This window comes from Methylibium rhizosphaerae, from assembly GCF_006386545.1.
GTDB lineage: Bacteria > Pseudomonadota > Gammaproteobacteria > Burkholderiales > Burkholderiaceae_C > Pseudorivibacter > Pseudorivibacter rhizosphaerae.
On the sequence record NZ_SWAR01000021.1, the window covers coordinates 65,306 to 79,034 of the forward strand.

A 13,729-nucleotide genomic window follows, 5' to 3' on the forward strand; every position below is an offset into this window, starting at 1 on the left:
TGGTTTCCTCCGTCCTTTCTGTCTTGCTGTCTGGCGGGGCCGAAGCGAATGCGCCGCTCAGGGCTTGCACCTGTTCTCGGCGTCGGTGATCTCCATGCGCATCTCGATGCCCTGGTTGACAGTCACGGCAGCGCCGGTGTCGGGGTCCTCGACGGATGCGGCCACGTCCCACATGGTGGTCACGCACAGGGAGTTGGCGTTGGGGTCGCCCGTCACCGCTTCGTCCACGATCGTGATGTCGACCTTGGGGTTGTTGAAGCAGGCCCGGTCGGTCTTGCTCTTGGGCACCGCAACCGAGTTGCCGCTCGCGTCGGTCACGGTCTTGATGAGCTCCGCATTCTTGATGTAGCGATAGCGCGAGCAGCTCGGGTCTTCGTACTTGGCCGTCAGGGCGCCGGCGGCTGCCTGTTCCTGCGTATCGAGCACGTTCACCATGACCGGATTTGCCGACAGCTTGGCGTCGACGAAATCCTTGTTGTTGATCACGAGGTCCAGCGCGTAGTTGGCTGCGGTGGTGGCCTCGCTTCTGAAGCGTTCGTTGCCGACCACCTGTACATGGGTCGTGGACATGCGGATGGCCGCGACGGCAATCAGCGTGATCAGCGCGAGCATGATCAGGCCGATCACCAGCGTGGCGCCGCGCTGCGGCTGGCCCGTGGCAGGCCGGTGGTGGTAAGGCTTCCTGCGCATGGCCTACTCCCTGATGCCTTGCGGGGTGGCGAAGGTGACGAAACTCGAGAACACGTGGCGCTTGAATCGATCGTTGTCGGCCGGCACGAACACCGTGTCCGCGAGCGTGAAGGCCTTGCCTTCTCCGCCCGCGCTGGCGTCCATCGCGCGCGACAGCACCCACAGGCGGCTCGCCACCACGTTGGGCCAGTCTGCGACGGCCGGCGCCGAGGTGTAGTCGTCCGGCGAACCGTCGCCGTTGCTGTCCACGGCGTACTCGATCTGCAGGTTCTCGATGCCTGCAGTGACCAGCACCGGCGCCGTGAGCCCGGCGGGCGTGACGTCCACGTAGTTGAGCGTGTCGTCCGTGCCGATGTAGAAGATGCGCCGCAGGAACTGGCGCACAGGCGCGGGCTTGGTGACCACGCACTCCTTCGTGCGCAGCGTGAAGGGTGACGTCGACGGGTCGCCGGTGGCCACCGCGGCCACGAACGGCTGGGTCGAGTACTCCTCGCCGCAGCCCGAGACCTGCAGGTATGGCACGCCCGGGGTCTGCGGCGCGCAGCCCGGTTCGCCGGCCATGCAGGTGGAGGCCCGCTGGATGAACACTGCGTCGGTTCCGGCCTTGCGCACAGCCTTGATGCAATCGAACTGCGTGCCGGCGTCAGCCTGGTTGCTACCGCGCACGTGCAGGGCGAGCGAATCGCGCCACTTGTTCACGTCGGTCGTGCAGGGTTCGTCGACGGTTCCACTGATGCTGGTGAGCGGCCCGTAGAAGCCCGCATGCAGCAGTTCGTCGCGCAGGAAATCGAGCGCATAGCGTCCCGACTCGTGCAGCTCGGCTGACCGGTCGAGCTCGCGCCGTGCGGCGCTGGTGTTGGCGAATAGCGCCACCATGGCGGCCAGCAGCACCAGACCGAGCGCCAGCGCCACCATCAGCTCGACCAGGGTGAGACCGCGCTGCGCCCGAAGCGGCGCGCGGTGGCAGGAAACACAACGCTTCGCGGCCACGATCAACCCTCCAGCTTGGGCACCAGCACGCGCGCCGTCGCGTAGCGGCGCAGGCCCCTGCCGAAGTCGACGTCCTGCGCACAGACAGCGGCCGGGGTGCCGTCATCCGGTCCCTCGGAGGGGTTGAGGCCCTGCCAGACCACCACGACGAAGAACTCGCTCACCGCCGAGTTGGTCGGAGCGGGCAGGGCCATCACACAGCCGCGTGCGCCGATCATGGCGCCCACCTGCGTGGCAGGCGCAGCCGACAGCGTCTCGGCGGCGCCCAGCAGCACGTCGCTCCACTGGCAGACCTCGCGCTTGGCGCCCACGGCGTCCGTGCAGTCCACGGCGGAGTTGGTGCCGAACACCAGCGGCTTGCCCATGTCGGCATAGGCGGCGGTGAAGGCCGCGTCGAACTGCGCCCGGTTGGTGCGGATGCGCGACTCCATGTCCTTGAGCAGCGCGAGCGCCTGCGCGCGCTGGTAGGCCTCCATTTCGACCACGCTGGCGCGGCTTTGCATGCCGAACATGCCCAGCAGGCCGATCACGAGGATGAGGATGGTGACCAGCACCTCGATGAGCGAGAAGCCGTGCGACCGCGCCTGGAAGCGATGCTGTCTCATGCGCAGGCCCCCGCCGTGAGCTTGGGCCGCGCGGCCGCATCGAAGCTGATGCAACGGCTGCCCTGGCCACCCGAGCCGGACAGCGTCATCTTGAGTGCGGCCACGCCATCGGCGAGCCTTCCCTGTGAGTTGTACTCAAAGGTCGCGCTGGTACCGCGGTTGAAGTGCAGTTCCAGGTTCTGCATGCCGTCCTGCCTGCGCAGCACCCGGTCCGGGTCATCCACAGGCGTGATGGTCCAGCCGCTTTCGAGCGTCGTCAGGGTGAAGGTCACCGGCTTGTTGCGCTTGATGGCCTCGCTGCGGGCGAGCCACAGGCTTTCGTGCAGGGCCGAGGCAGCCGAGCGCGTGCGCGAGTTGATCGTCAGTTCGCGGAACGAGGGAGCGGCAATCGAGCCGACGATGGCCGCCAGCGCAACGACGACCATGAGTTCGATCAAGGTGAAACCGCGCATCGCAGAGCGGGTGCGGCCATGACGGGTCTGGTCCATGTCGATGCTCCTACCAGCAGCCCGTGGCAGCCGTGCTGACGCTCTTGCTGCCGGTGTTGTCGATGCCGAGCGTTCCGCATTTGTCCCTTGCCTGGGCGCTCTTCGGTGTGGCTGTCAGGCTGAAGCCCGGGGGCGGTCCTGCCACCAAAGCGATGGCGAAGTCGTAGTGCTGCGCCACGTCCGCGGGCGGAGCCACCCGCAGCGTGGCCAGGTCGGGCGCATAGCTGCGCAGGTCGATGAGGCGCTGCTGCTGCCGGGCCGCCGCATCGAGCATGAAGGCCTGAGCCGCCGAGCGGTTCGAGCGACGCACGTGCTCCTGGTAGCTCGGGTAGGCGATGGCCGAAAGGAGGGCCACCACGGCCACGACGATCATGACCTCGATCAGCGTGAAACCTCGGAACGACGGCGGCATGGCAGGACTCGGCTCGACAGGTGGGATGTTTTCCCATTGAACCATGTGGCGCATGACGAGTGGCAAGAATGGAACGGGCGCGCCTGCTTGCGAACACAAATTTCGTGAAGCAATTCACAGCCCCGCCCCCATGGTTAGGGGGTGGCCGGACTTGAAGTTTGTGCAGAGGGTTCCGGCGGACCTAGAACAGGGCAGCCAAGGCTGCAGCGGCCATGAGGGGCGCCGTATCGGCCCGCAAGGTCCGTGCGCCGAGGCTCACCGGCCGACAGCCGGCCTTGTCGGCCAGGGACTCCTCGGCATCGGTCAGCCCGCCCTCCGGCCCGCTCACGAACAGCAGCGAGCAGGCTTCGGCATGGAGGGCCGGCCTGAGGGCTTCGGCAAACGGGCGCGCGTGGCGCAGGCTCAGCACGAACCGCTGGGTCGGCGCCGCGTCCTCCAGGCTGGACAGGTAGTCGCTCAGCGTCATGACCGGGGCAAGCTGCGGCAGCCGGGTGCGGCCGCTCTGCTCGCAAGCTGCGACGGCGATGCCGCGCCAGTGCTCGACCTTCCTGGCGGCGCGATCGCCGGCCAGCCGCAGCACCGATCGTTCGCACACCAGCGGCTGCAGCGCCGCCACGCCCAGCTCGGTGGCCTTTTCGACCAGCCAGTCCATGCGGTCGTTGGCCGGCATGCCTACGGCGAGCGTGATGGGCAGCGGCAGCTCACGATCGACCGCGTGGTGCCGGCCCACCTGCACCGCGACTTCGCTGCGGCCCATGTGGGTGATCTCGGCCGACCACTCGCCGCCTTCGCCGTTGAACAGCGTCAGCGCCTCGCCGGGTTGCAGACGTAGCACCTGTGCATGGCGGGCCGCGGCGGCCGGCAGGGCGGCGGCGAGTCCGGCCGCAAGCGGCAGATCGACGTAAAACCTCGGCATGGCGACGGGTTCAGCTGCGGATGCGCCGGACCAGCGCGGTGGTGGAGTAGCCCTCCACGAACGGCAGCGCCAGGGAACGGCCGCCCCGTCCACGCACGACCCGCGTTTCCTCGAGCGTCTCCATGTCGTAGTCGCCGCCCTTCACGTAGATGTCGGGCCGCACCAGCTTGATGAGCTCGACCGGCGTCGATTCGTCGAAGAGCGTCACCAGGCTGACGCTCTCGAGCGCGGCCAGCACGGCGGCGCGGTCGGCCTCGCCGTTGAGCGGCCGGTCAGGGCCCTTGCCGAGCGACCTGGCCGAACTGTCGCTGTTGAGACCGAGCACCAGGCTCGCGCCCAGGGCCCGCGCCTGCGCGAGGTAGCTCACATGGCCGCGGTGCAGGATGTCGAATACGCCATTGGTGAAGACCAGCGGACGGGGCAGTCCGGCAATGCGCTCGGCCAGCATTTCGCGGGTGCACAGCTTGTCGTAGAAAGCCGGCAGCGGCAGGGGGGTGTCGCTCATCGGCGCATTGTCGCCTGCGCGGCAGTCGCGGCGGCGGGCGCCTCATAGACTGCACCGCATCCAACCGAGGAGACGTTCCATGCTCAAGCTGTGCGGCTTTCCGCTGTCCAACTATCACAACAAGGCCAAGCTGGTGCTGCTGGAGAAGGGCGTGCCGTTCGAGGAGGTGCTGGTGCCCGGCGGCGCGCTCGAACATTCGCCGATGGGCAAGGTGCCCTACCTGCTGACCGACGAAGGCGCGCTGTGCGAAAGCCAGGCGATCGTCGAGTACGCGGAGGCGCGCTGGCCTGCGCCCGCGCTCCTGCCGCAGGACCCGTGGGCCGCCGCCAAGGTGCGTGAGCTCAACATCGTGCTGGAACTGCATGTCGAGCTGGTGGCGCGCCAGCTGTACGGCCAGGCGTTCTTCGGCATGCCGGCACTGCCGGAGAAGTTCACCGAGCGGGTGCTGGGGCAGCTCGAAAAAGGCCTGCGTGCGTTCAAGCAGCTGGCGAAGTTCTCGCCCTACGTGGCGGGCAGCAGCTTCACGCTGGCCGACTGCTCGGCCTATGTGCACCTGCCGGTGGCGGCCATGGCCAGCCGTGCGGTCTATGGCCGCGACGTGGTCGCCGAGGCCGGCGTCGACTGGAAGCCCTACGTCAAGTTCATCGAGGAGCGGCCCGCCGCGCAAAAGGTGGCGGCCGACCGCAAGGCCGACCAGCAGCAGCGCACCGCAGCCATCGCGGCCAAGGTGGCCCAGGGGTAGGGGTCTATCGCTCGAAGCGGGCCAGCACCCGCTGCTCGTGGAGCAGCTGCAGCACCTTGCCTTCGAGCCGGTAGCTGCGTGCCGCGCTCAAGGCGGCGAGGTAGCGGCGCTCCAGCGCATCGCCGTCGCCGGCGCAGGCCATGCGCGTGCTGACGAGGCTGGAGATCTGCAGCGACGGCGGTTGCAGCGCGTAGTTGCCGCTGAACTGGTTGCAGCCGGCAAAGCCGTTGGCTCGGGGCGTGTCGACGTCAAGCATCAGCGTGGCGGGCCGGCTGGCCTGTCCACCGCCCGCCGGCCGGCCGTCGAGCTCGACGAGCGTCCAGGTCACGCCCAGCAGCGGCGCCTGCGACACCAGGCTGATGCTTTGGCAGCCGGCCAGCCCCGCGACCAGGGATGCCGCCGCACACATCCGCCAGGCTGTTTTCATGGCGAGGGCCGTGACGCTCAGGCCGGGCTGGCGTCGGGTGCCGCACGGCCGGCGGCGGCCAACTGGGTCATCAGCTCCTTGCGGTAGCGGTTGAGCTCCTGAACGCTCGAGAAGCTGCGCTCCATCAGCAGGCTCAGGTTGTGCAGGATGCGCTCGACCACCTTGGTCTCCCACACGGCGTCGAACTTGATCTGCTTGTCGAGCCATGCCTCGAGCCAGGCCGGATCGGGCAGGCGGCTCTGGATGGTGTCGCGCGGGAACAGCTTTTCGTTCACATGCAGGTTGGTCGGATGCAGCGCCTGCGCCGTGCGACGGGCGCTGGCCATCAGCACGCCCACCTTGGCGAAGGCGGCCTTGGCCTCGTCGCCGAACTTCTGCAGTGCACGTTTCATGTAGCGCAGATACGCGCCGCCGTGGCGGGCCTCGTCGCGCGCCAGCGTTTCGTAGATCGCCTTGATGACCGGCTCGGTGTGCCATTCGGCGGCGCGGCGGTACCAATGGTTGAGGCGGATCTCGCCGCAGAAATGCAGCATCAGCGTTTCGAGCGCCGGTGCCGGGTCGAACTCGAAGCGGATCTCGTGCAGTTCGGCCTCGGTGGGGGCCAGGTCGGGGCGGAAGCGGCGCAGGTACTCCATCAGCACCAGCGAATGCTTCTGCTCCTCGAAGAACCAGACGCTCATGAACGCCGAGAAGTCGCTGTCGTCCTTGTTGTCGCGCAGGAACATCTCGGTGGCCGGCAGCGCCGCCCACTCGGTGATGGCATTCATCTTGATCGTCTGCGCCTGCTCTTCGCTCAGCTTGCTGGCGTCGAACTGGTCCCAAGGAATGTCCTTGTCCATGTTCCAGCGGACGGCTTCGAGTTGTCTGAAGAGTTCGGGATACAGCATGGCAACGGCCCTCGCAAAGTGCCCGGCATTGTAGGCGGCCGATGTGTCACGCCCGCGTCACGCCATGGCTTTGGCCTGCATCCGGGGGCGCCTCGCCCGCGTACCGTTCGAAGATCGCGGCAAGCGCGGAAAAAATACTGGAAAGTCTGTGAATTGAACTGTACAGTTCAAAAAATGAACTGCGCAGGATGTCCGGGCAACCGGTAACAGACACGAACAATGGAGCACGGAACTACTGACCGGGGGGTCCCTCGAATGGTCCTGATTGGTGGTGCGCCAGTCCGGCAGCGGAGTCTTGCGGGCACGGCGATTGCCGAACGTGATTCAGACAACTTTCCGCTGCGAAGCCTTCCGGTTCGACCGGTTGCAACCTTAGAGCATCTCTCCTCCTCCTCCCTCCCTCCCTCCTTGGCTCTTGGGCGCTTCGCAGCGTTCTCTATAGCAGCCCGCGGCGGTGATGACCCTCAAGGTCTCACCGCCGCTGTGCTGTTGGGAGGGCCCGCCGCATGACGCGAGTGGCCGTCATAGGCTCGGGGATATCGGGGCTGTCTGCCGCCTGGAGCCTTGCAGCGCCCGGCAGCGCCGTACGGGTCACCCTGTTCGAGGCGGGCGACTACTTCGGCGGCCACACCCACACCGTGGACGTGAGCCTGCAGGGCAGCCGATGCGGGGTGGACACCGGCTTCCTGGTGTTCAACCAGCGCACCTACCCGGAACTGCTGCGCCTCTTCGCCGAACTGCAGGTCGATGTGGCCGCGTCCGACATGTCGTTTTCGGTGCAGGTGCCGGACACCGGCCTGGAGTGGAGCGGCTGCGACCTCAACACCGTGTTCGCGCAGCGTCGCAACCTCCTGCGGCCGGCCTTCCTGCGCATGCTGGCCGACATCCTGCGCTTCAACCGCCTGGCCACCGGCATCGCGGAGCGCAACGAAGAGGTCTCGCTGCTGCAGCCGATCGGTGACTTTCTCGCCACGCATCGATTCAGCAGTGAATTCCGCGACTGGTATTTCTTGCCGATGATCGGCTGCATCTGGTCCTGCCCGACCGACCAGATGCTGCAATTTCCGCTCGGCACGATGATCCGGTTCTGCCACAACCACGGCTTGATCCAGGTGGCGAACCGCCCCCAGTGGTACACGGTGACCGGTGGCGCGCGCAATTACGTGCAGAAGATGCTGCCGCGCCTGTCCGACGCCCGCCTGCGCACGCCGGTGCGTGGAGTTCGCCGGCTCGGCACCGAGCAGCAGGCGGCCGGCGTGGAGGTGCTCACGCCCTCCGGCGTCGAACATTTCGATGCAGTCGTGTTCGGCTGTCACAGCGACCAGACGCTTGCGCTGCTGGGCGACGATGCCACCCGTGCCGAACGCGAGGTGCTGGGCGCCATCCGCTACCACCGCAACCGCGCATTGCTGCACACCGACACCGGCGTGCTGCCGCGCCGCGAGCTCGCCTGGGCGGCATGGAACTACGAACGCTCCACCGATCATTCCCGCGAGCAGGCGGCCGTCTGCCTTCACTACCTCCTCAACCGGCTGCAGCCGCTGCCGTTCTCGCAGCCCCTGCTGGTGTCGCTCAACCCGGCGCGCGAACCGAAGGCCGAGGCAGTGCTGGGCGAGTATGACTACAGCCATCCGGTCTTCGACCTCGCGGCCATCGCCGCGCAGCGCAGACTCGCAGAGATCCAGGGCCGGCGCAGCAGCTGGTTCTGCGGCGCCTGGACCGGCTACGGCTTCCATGAAGACGGCCTCAAGTCGGGCCTGGCAGCAGCCCGCGGCCTGCAGTCCCGCTTTGCCGCCGCATCCGTCGACAGGCTGGTGGCCTGAATGGGCGCCGCAAGGTCCTTCATCGGCTTCGGAACCGTGAGCCACACCCGGTTGCGCCCGGCCCGCCACGAGTTCTCGTACCCCACCTACTTCCTGATGCTGCCGATGCGCAGCCTGCGCAAAAGCGCCGACCCGGCGCTGTGCCGCAACCGCTTCGGGCTGGTGAGCTTCTTCGACGCCGACCACGGCGACGGCCGCGCCGACGCGCTGGCCTGGCTCGACGAACTGCTGGCCCGTGAAGGGCTGGCAAATGCAACAGGCGAAGTCTGGCTGCACACCTATCCACGTGTGCTGGGCTACGCGTTCAAGCCGGTGAGCTTCTGGTACTGCCACCGCGAAGACGAATCACTCGCGGCCATCGTGGTCGAGGTGAACAACACCTTCGGCGAGCGCCATTGCTACCTGCTTTCGGGCGCGGAGCTCGCCTGGGGCCGCGAGCTGCAGGCGAACAAGACGTTCCACGTCTCGCCGTTCTGCCGTGTCGAAGGCAGCTACCGCTTCCGGTTCATGCGCACGGGCAGCAGCGCGGCGCATCCGCTTCGCACGGTGGTGCGTATCGACCATGACGATGCCCACGGCCCGTTGCTGAAGACGAGCGTGAGCGGTGCCCTGCAGCGTCTCGACGCCGCCGCGATGCGACGCGCCTTCTTCGGCATGCCGCTGATGACGTTCGGCGTCATCGCCCGCATCCACTGGCAGGCGCTGAAGCTGTGGCTCAAGCGCGTGCCGTTCTTCACCAAGCCGCAACCGCCCAAGCTGCCTGTGTCGCGATCATGAACAACAACACGCTGTACGCCCCGCAACCGGCGGCGCTGCCTTCGCCCGCTCCCGCTGCGGCCCGTGTCATCTTCCGGCTTCTGCGCGAGCTGCGGCACGGCACGCTGGAGGTCCAGCTCCCCGACGGCAACACGACCCGCTTCGGGACCGGCGAAGGCCCGCGAGCGGTGATCCGGCTGCGCAACTGGAACGTCTGCGCCGCTGCACTGAAGTCCGGCGACATCGGCTTCGCCGAAAGCTACATCGCAGGCGACTGGACCGCGCCCGACCTCACGACCCTGCTCGAGCTCCTCATCGCCAACCGGAAGGCCATCGAGGCGCTGCTCTACGGCAGCTGGTGGGGCTCGCTGCTGTACCGGGCGAAGCATCTGCTCAACCGCAACACGCGCAGCGGCAGCCGCAAGAACATCCACGCGCACTACGACCTCGGCAACGAGTTCTACCGGCTGTGGCTCGACGACACGATGAGCTACTCGAGCGCGTGGTTCGGCGCAGACCGCAGCCAGCCGATGGAGCAGGCGCAGCAGGCCAAGGTCCGCCGCGCTCTCGTAGAGGCCGGCGTGACCGCCGGCGCCCGGGTGCTCGAGGTGGGTTGCGGCTGGGGCGGCCTGGCCGAGGTCGCCGCGCGCGACTTCGGTGCCCGCATCACGGGCGTCACCCTGTCCCAGGAACAGCTGACCTGGGCGCGCGAGCGCATGGCGCGCCAGCAACTGCCGGCCGACCTGCGCCTGCAGGACTACCGCGACATCAGCGATGCGCCCTTCGACGCTGTCGTCTCGATCGAGATGTTCGAGGCCGTGGGTCGCGAGTACTGGGCCGGCTACTTCGACATGCTCAAGCGCTGCCTGAAGCCGGGCGGCCGCGCCTGCATCCAGAGCATCACCATCCGCGACGACCTGTTCGAGCGCTATGTGAAGTCCACCGACTTCATCCAGCAGTACATCTTCCCGGGAGGGCTGCTGCCCAGCATCGCTGCCTTCCATGCCGAGGCAGCCCGCGCGGGCATGGCGGTCGAGAAGACCTTCGCGTTCGGAGGCGACTACGCCGAGACGCTGCGGCGCTGGCGCGAGCGGTTCCTGCGTCACGAGCCGCAGGTGCGCAGCATCGGCTTCGACGACCGCTTTCTGCGCATCTGGGAGTTCTATCTCGCGTACTGCGAGGCGGCGTTTGCGACAGGCAACACCGATGTCGTGCAGTTCACCTTGAGGCGTCCCTGAACGCCGTGGCATCACCCGACGCGCCTGCCTCGCCGGTCTTGCGGGTTCGACCGTTCACCACGCCCTGAGCCCCCACCATGGCAAGCCTCAATCCGCGTTTCGAGCATTGGCCCGGCCAGGTGGTGTGGCTGCTGGGTGCCTCCAGCGGCATCGGCCGCGCCACCGCGTCGCGACTGCACTCGCTGGGGGCCAGCGTGGTGGTGTCGGCACGCAACGTGAACGCGCTGCAGGCCTTCGTGGCGACCCATCCGGGCAGCACGTGCCTGCCGCTCGACGCAGCCGATGCACCTTCGGTGCGGCATGCGCAGGCCCAGCTGCGGCGGCGTTTCGGCCGCATCGATCTCGCGATGTACTGCGCCGGGCACTACAAGGCACAGCGGGCCGCTGCGTTCGACCTCGGCGAGATGCTGCGCCACCAGCAGGTCAACTATGTCGGTGCGCTGCACATGCTCGATGCGGTGCTGCCGGCCATGCAGGAGGCGGGCCGCGGCCACCTGAGCCTGGTGGGTAGCGTGGCCGGCTACCGCGGCCTGCCCAACGGGCTGGCCTACGGACCCACCAAGGCTGCGCTCATCAACCTCGCCGAGACGCTGTACTTCGACCTGGCACCAAAGGGACTGGGCGTATCGGTCATCAACCCCGGCTTCGTCGAGACGCCGCTCACGGCACAGAACCGCTTCAGGATGCCGGCGCTGCTGACGCCGGAACAGGCCGCCGCCGAAATCGTGGCCGGGTGGGAGGCCGGGCGCTTCGAGATCCACTTTCCGCGGCGCTTCACCTGGTGGCTGAAGGCACTGCAGCATATGGGGCACGGCTGGTACTTCTCGGCGGTGCGTCGCGCGACGGGGCTGTGACGAGGCGGGATACTTCGGCCGATGCATGCCACCGCTCCCGCCCATCATCCCGACCCGCGTGTCGCACGAGTCGTCCGCCTGTTCGAGTCGCTTCAGCGGGCCGACGTGCCGCACCTGGGTGATCACTACAGCGACGACGCGACCTTCAAGGACCCGTTCAACGACGTGCGCGGCCTGCAGGCCGTGCAGCGCGTGTTCGACCACATGTTCGTGCAGGTCCATGAGCCCCGCTTCGTCGTCAAGGCGGCGGTGGCAGAGGGTGACGAGTGCTTTCTGGTGTGGGATTTCCTGTTCCGGTTCAAGGGCCGCTCGCAAGCCGGGCAGATCGTGCGCGGCAGCACCCATTTGCGGTTCGCCGCCGACGGGCGGGTGGTGATGCATCGCGACTACTGGGACGCCGCTGAAGAGCTGTACGAGAAGCTGCCGCTGCTGGGCGCCCTGATGCGCTGGCTCAAGCGGCGCGTGAACGCATGACGGCCCGCCGGGTTGCGGTCGTCGGCGCGGGCGTGGCCGGCGTGGCGTGTGCATCGCACCTGCAAGCTTGCGGGGTGGAGGTCTCAGTGTTCGACCAGGGCGAGCGGCCGGGCGGGCGTTGCGCAAGCCTGTCCACGCCTGCAGGCCAGTTCCATCACGGGGCGGCCGGGTTTGCGGGGCACGCCGAGGCTTTCGACGAACAAGTCCGGGCATTGGCTGCCAGGCTGTCTCTGCGGCACGAGGTGGCGGCCATCGAGCCGGCGGGCGATGAGCGCTGGCGCCTGCGCTTCCATGCCGGGCGGGCGCCCGAGGGTCCTTTCGATGCAGTGATCGTCGCGACGCCGCCCGAGCCGGCTGCCGTGCTGCTGCAGCCCGCCGGTGAACTGTCGGCCGCCTTGCGCGGCGTGCGCAGCGAACCCTGCTGGTGCGTCGTGTCAGCCTGGGCTGCGCCGCTCGGCCTGAAACCGGAGGCGGTGGTTTGCGATGCCCCGCTGCGCCAGGTGCGCGAAGAAGAACGCAGCCCGGGCAGCGGCCGTGTCGCCGGCTACGCGAGCCGCTGGGTGCTGCAGGCCACCCCCTACTGGAGCGCCAACAACCTGGACGTGCCGGCCGCGCAAGTGATGCGGCACCTGCTCGATGCGTTCGGCAAGGCGGCCGGACGGCGCCTGGCGAGGCCTGCGTACGCTGCGGCCCACCTGTGGCGCCAGGCCAGGGTGCTGCAGCCCCTGGCCGACGCCTGCGGCTGGAGCCCCGGACTGCGACTGGGCGCCTGCGGCGACGCCTGGTCCGGCGCAGCCGGCGAGAACGACGTGGAGCGGGCCGTCTCGAGCGGCCGGGCGTTGGCCGAGCGGGTGCTGGCCTCTACTTGAGCCAGCCCTTGCGGCGGAAGTAGATGAAAGGTGCGGCCACCGACGCGAGCATCAGCGCCAGCGCGAACGGGTAGCCCAGCGACCAGTCCAGCTCCGGCATGGCCTTGAAGTTCATGCCGTAGATGCTCGCGATCAGCGTGGGCGGCAGCAGGGCCACACTGGCCACCGAGAAGATCTTGATGATCTTGTTCTGGTTGATGTTGATGAAGCCGACCACGGCGTCCATCAGGAAGTTGATCTTGTCGAACAGGAACGCCGTGTGCGAATCGAGCGAGTCGATGTCGCGCAGGATCTGGCGAGCTTCTTCGAACTGCTCGGCATTGAGCAGCCGCGAACGCATCATGAAGCTGACCGCGCGGCGCGTGTCCATCACGTTGCGGCGGATGCGGCCGTTCAAGTCCTCCTGGCGGGCGATGGCGGCCAGGGCCTCGCCGGCGGCCTGGTCGTTCACTTCTTCCTTCAGCACGCGGGCCGACACCATCTCCAGCGCGTCGTAGATGCCTTCGAGCGAGTCGGCCGAGTACTCTGCGTCGGCGTCGTAGAGCTTGAGCAGCACGTCCTTCGCGTCCTCGATCAGTGCCGGGATGCGGCGCGCGCGCATGCGCAGCAGCCGGAAAACCGGCAGGTCCTCGGTGTGAATCGAGAACAGCACGTTGTCGTGCAGGATGAAGGCCACCCGCACGTTGCGCGAGCCGCGCTCCTCATCGTCGATCAGGAAGTCGGTGCGGATGTGCAGTTCGCCGCTGTCTTCCTCGTAGAAGCGGGCGGACTCCTCGAGGTCGTCGTCGACGATGTTGTCCGGGATCGACAGGCCGAAGCGGCCGGCGAGCCAGCCCTTTTCCTCGGGCGTCGGCGCTTCCAGATCCACCCAGACCGGCTTCACATGCGCCAGAGCCTCGGCGCTTTCGATCTCTTCCTGAAACAGCCGGCCGCTGGCCAACGTGAACACATTCAACATGGAGGCTCCAACAAACATCACGGCAACGCGCCGTGACTTGGCCTGGCGAGGAACTGGGGGTGGGGAACCGGTACCGCCTCACCCCAGAACCCGGC

17 protein-coding genes are annotated in these 13,729 nt (G+C 67.7%); 7 read left to right on the forward strand and 10 right to left on the reverse strand.

Going from position 1 to position 13,729, the window contains the following annotated elements; genetic code table 11:
* Window positions 1-57: 57 nt before the first annotated feature.
* The 7 genes from E8D38_RS15830 to rfaE2 all read right to left on the reverse strand — a co-directional run bounded on the left by E8D38_RS15830 (window position 58) and on the right by rfaE2 (window position 4,606).
* Window positions 58-690 (reverse strand): pilus assembly PilX family protein, encoded by a 633-nt coding sequence (locus tag E8D38_RS15830; RefSeq protein WP_140632778.1) that lies wholly within the window; start codon window positions 688-690, stop codon window positions 58-60.
* Window positions 691-693: 3 nt separating this feature from the next.
* A complete protein-coding gene (locus E8D38_RS15835; RefSeq protein WP_140632781.1) occupies window positions 694-1,680 on the reverse strand; it encodes a PilW family protein in 987 nt (328 codons plus the stop codon).
* A gap of 2 nt (window positions 1,681-1,682) precedes the next feature.
* Window positions 1,683-2,285, reverse strand: a complete 603-nt coding sequence (gene pilV, locus E8D38_RS15840) for a type IV pilus modification protein PilV (RefSeq protein WP_140632784.1) — start codon at window positions 2,283-2,285, stop codon at window positions 1,683-1,685.
* On the reverse strand, window positions 2,282-2,773 hold the full coding sequence (locus E8D38_RS15845; protein WP_140632787.1) for a GspH/FimT family pseudopilin: 492 nt from the start codon (window positions 2,771-2,773) through the stop codon (window positions 2,282-2,284). The genes pilV and E8D38_RS15845 overlap by 4 nt, the downstream gene beginning before the upstream one ends.
* Window positions 2,774-2,783: 10 nt before the next feature.
* On the reverse strand, window positions 2,784-3,185 hold the full coding sequence (locus E8D38_RS15850) for a type IV pilin protein (RefSeq protein WP_140632790.1): 402 nt from the start codon (window positions 3,183-3,185) through the stop codon (window positions 2,784-2,786).
* Window positions 3,186-3,366: 181 nt separating this feature from the next.
* Window positions 3,367-4,101 (reverse strand): 16S rRNA (uracil(1498)-N(3))-methyltransferase, encoded by a 735-nt coding sequence (locus E8D38_RS15855; protein ID WP_140632794.1) that lies wholly within the window; start codon window positions 4,099-4,101, stop codon window positions 3,367-3,369.
* A 10-nt stretch (window positions 4,102-4,111) separates the two neighbouring features.
* The gene (rfaE2, locus tag E8D38_RS15860; RefSeq protein ID WP_181179171.1) at window positions 4,112-4,606 is read right to left on the reverse strand and encodes a D-glycero-beta-D-manno-heptose 1-phosphate adenylyltransferase; all 495 of its coding nucleotides are present in this window, start codon (window positions 4,604-4,606) and stop codon (window positions 4,112-4,114) included.
* Window positions 4,607-4,685: 79 nt separating this feature from the next.
* Between rfaE2 and E8D38_RS15865 the strand changes: the two genes are divergently transcribed.
* The gene (locus E8D38_RS15865; protein ID WP_140632797.1) at window positions 4,686-5,348 is read left to right on the forward strand and encodes a glutathione S-transferase family protein; all 663 of its coding nucleotides are present in this window, start codon (window positions 4,686-4,688) and stop codon (window positions 5,346-5,348) included.
* A gap of 4 nt (window positions 5,349-5,352) precedes the next feature.
* Here E8D38_RS15865 and E8D38_RS15870 read toward each other — a convergent pair whose 3' ends face one another.
* A complete protein-coding gene (locus tag E8D38_RS15870; protein WP_140632802.1) occupies window positions 5,353-5,775 on the reverse strand; it encodes an META domain-containing protein in 423 nt (140 codons plus the stop codon).
* A gap of 17 nt (window positions 5,776-5,792) precedes the next feature.
* Entirely contained in the window at window positions 5,793-6,662 is an 870-nt protein-coding gene (locus tag E8D38_RS15875) for a ferritin family protein (protein ID WP_140632807.1), read from the reverse strand.
* A 506-nt stretch (window positions 6,663-7,168) separates the two neighbouring features.
* Between E8D38_RS15875 and E8D38_RS15880 the strand changes: the two genes are divergently transcribed.
* The 6 genes from E8D38_RS15880 to E8D38_RS15905 all read left to right on the forward strand — a co-directional run bounded on the left by E8D38_RS15880 (window position 7,169) and on the right by E8D38_RS15905 (window position 12,676).
* Window positions 7,169-8,485 (forward strand): NAD(P)/FAD-dependent oxidoreductase, encoded by a 1,317-nt coding sequence (locus E8D38_RS15880; RefSeq protein ID WP_140632810.1) that lies wholly within the window; start codon window positions 7,169-7,171, stop codon window positions 8,483-8,485.
* The gene (locus tag E8D38_RS15885; protein WP_140632813.1) at window positions 8,486-9,262 is read left to right on the forward strand and encodes a DUF1365 domain-containing protein; all 777 of its coding nucleotides are present in this window, start codon (window positions 8,486-8,488) and stop codon (window positions 9,260-9,262) included.
* Window positions 9,259-10,479: an SAM-dependent methyltransferase gene (locus E8D38_RS15890; protein WP_140632816.1), complete on the forward strand. Its 1,221-nt coding sequence runs from the start codon at window positions 9,259-9,261 to the stop codon at window positions 10,477-10,479. The genes E8D38_RS15885 and E8D38_RS15890 overlap by 4 nt, the downstream gene beginning before the upstream one ends.
* 77 nt (window positions 10,480-10,556) lie before the next feature.
* Entirely contained in the window at window positions 10,557-11,333 is a 777-nt protein-coding gene (locus E8D38_RS15895; protein ID WP_140632819.1) for an SDR family NAD(P)-dependent oxidoreductase, read from the forward strand.
* A 21-nt stretch (window positions 11,334-11,354) separates the two neighbouring features.
* On the forward strand, window positions 11,355-11,807 hold the full coding sequence (locus tag E8D38_RS15900; RefSeq protein WP_140632822.1) for a nuclear transport factor 2 family protein: 453 nt from the start codon (window positions 11,355-11,357) through the stop codon (window positions 11,805-11,807).
* On the forward strand, window positions 11,804-12,676 hold the full coding sequence (locus tag E8D38_RS15905; protein WP_140632825.1) for an FAD-dependent oxidoreductase: 873 nt from the start codon (window positions 11,804-11,806) through the stop codon (window positions 12,674-12,676). The genes E8D38_RS15900 and E8D38_RS15905 overlap by 4 nt, the downstream gene beginning before the upstream one ends.
* Here E8D38_RS15905 and corA read toward each other — a convergent pair.
* Window positions 12,669-13,634: a magnesium/cobalt transporter CorA gene (gene corA / locus E8D38_RS15910; RefSeq protein ID WP_140632828.1), complete on the reverse strand. Its 966-nt coding sequence runs from the start codon at window positions 13,632-13,634 to the stop codon at window positions 12,669-12,671. The two genes, E8D38_RS15905 and corA, sit on opposite strands and share 8 nt — an antisense overlap.
* Between the last annotated feature and the right edge of the window lie 95 nt (window positions 13,635-13,729).

Bases quoted from the DNA above. Each gene is read 5' to 3' on its own strand.
- E8D38_RS15850 (WP_140632790.1), bottom strand. From the start codon at position 3,185: ATGCCGCCGTCGTTCCGAGGTTTCACGCTGATCGAGGTCATGATCGTC.
- E8D38_RS15865 (WP_140632797.1), top strand. From the start codon at position 4,686: ATGCTCAAGCTGTGCGGCTTTCCGCTGTCCAACTATCACAACAAGGCC.
- rfaE2 (WP_181179171.1), bottom strand. From the start codon at position 4,606: ATGAGCGACACCCCCCTGCCGCTGCCGGCTTTCTACGACAAGCTGTGC.
- E8D38_RS15875 (WP_140632807.1), bottom strand. From the start codon at position 6,662: ATGCTGTATCCCGAACTCTTCAGACAACTCGAAGCCGTCCGCTGGAAC.
- E8D38_RS15880 (WP_140632810.1), top strand. From the start codon at position 7,169: ATGACGCGAGTGGCCGTCATAGGCTCGGGGATATCGGGGCTGTCTGCC.
- E8D38_RS15830 (WP_140632778.1), bottom strand. From the start codon at position 690: ATGCGCAGGAAGCCTTACCACCACCGGCCTGCCACGGGCCAGCCGCAG.
- E8D38_RS15870 (WP_140632802.1), bottom strand. From the start codon at position 5,775: ATGAAAACAGCCTGGCGGATGTGTGCGGCGGCATCCCTGGTCGCGGGG.
- pilV (WP_140632784.1), bottom strand. From the start codon at position 2,285: ATGAGACAGCATCGCTTCCAGGCGCGGTCGCACGGCTTCTCGCTCATC.
- E8D38_RS15895 (WP_140632819.1), top strand. From the start codon at position 10,557: ATGGCAAGCCTCAATCCGCGTTTCGAGCATTGGCCCGGCCAGGTGGTG.
- E8D38_RS15905 (WP_140632825.1), top strand. From the start codon at position 11,804: ATGACGGCCCGCCGGGTTGCGGTCGTCGGCGCGGGCGTGGCCGGCGTG.
- corA (WP_140632828.1), bottom strand. From the start codon at position 13,634: ATGTTGAATGTGTTCACGTTGGCCAGCGGCCGGCTGTTTCAGGAAGAG.
- E8D38_RS15855 (WP_140632794.1), bottom strand. From the start codon at position 4,101: ATGCCGAGGTTTTACGTCGATCTGCCGCTTGCGGCCGGACTCGCCGCC.
- E8D38_RS15885 (WP_140632813.1), top strand. From the start codon at position 8,486: ATGGGCGCCGCAAGGTCCTTCATCGGCTTCGGAACCGTGAGCCACACC.
- E8D38_RS15845 (WP_140632787.1), bottom strand. From the start codon at position 2,773: ATGGACCAGACCCGTCATGGCCGCACCCGCTCTGCGATGCGCGGTTTC.
- E8D38_RS15900 (WP_140632822.1), top strand. From the start codon at position 11,355: ATGCATGCCACCGCTCCCGCCCATCATCCCGACCCGCGTGTCGCACGA.
- E8D38_RS15890 (WP_140632816.1), top strand. From the start codon at position 9,259: ATGAACAACAACACGCTGTACGCCCCGCAACCGGCGGCGCTGCCTTCG.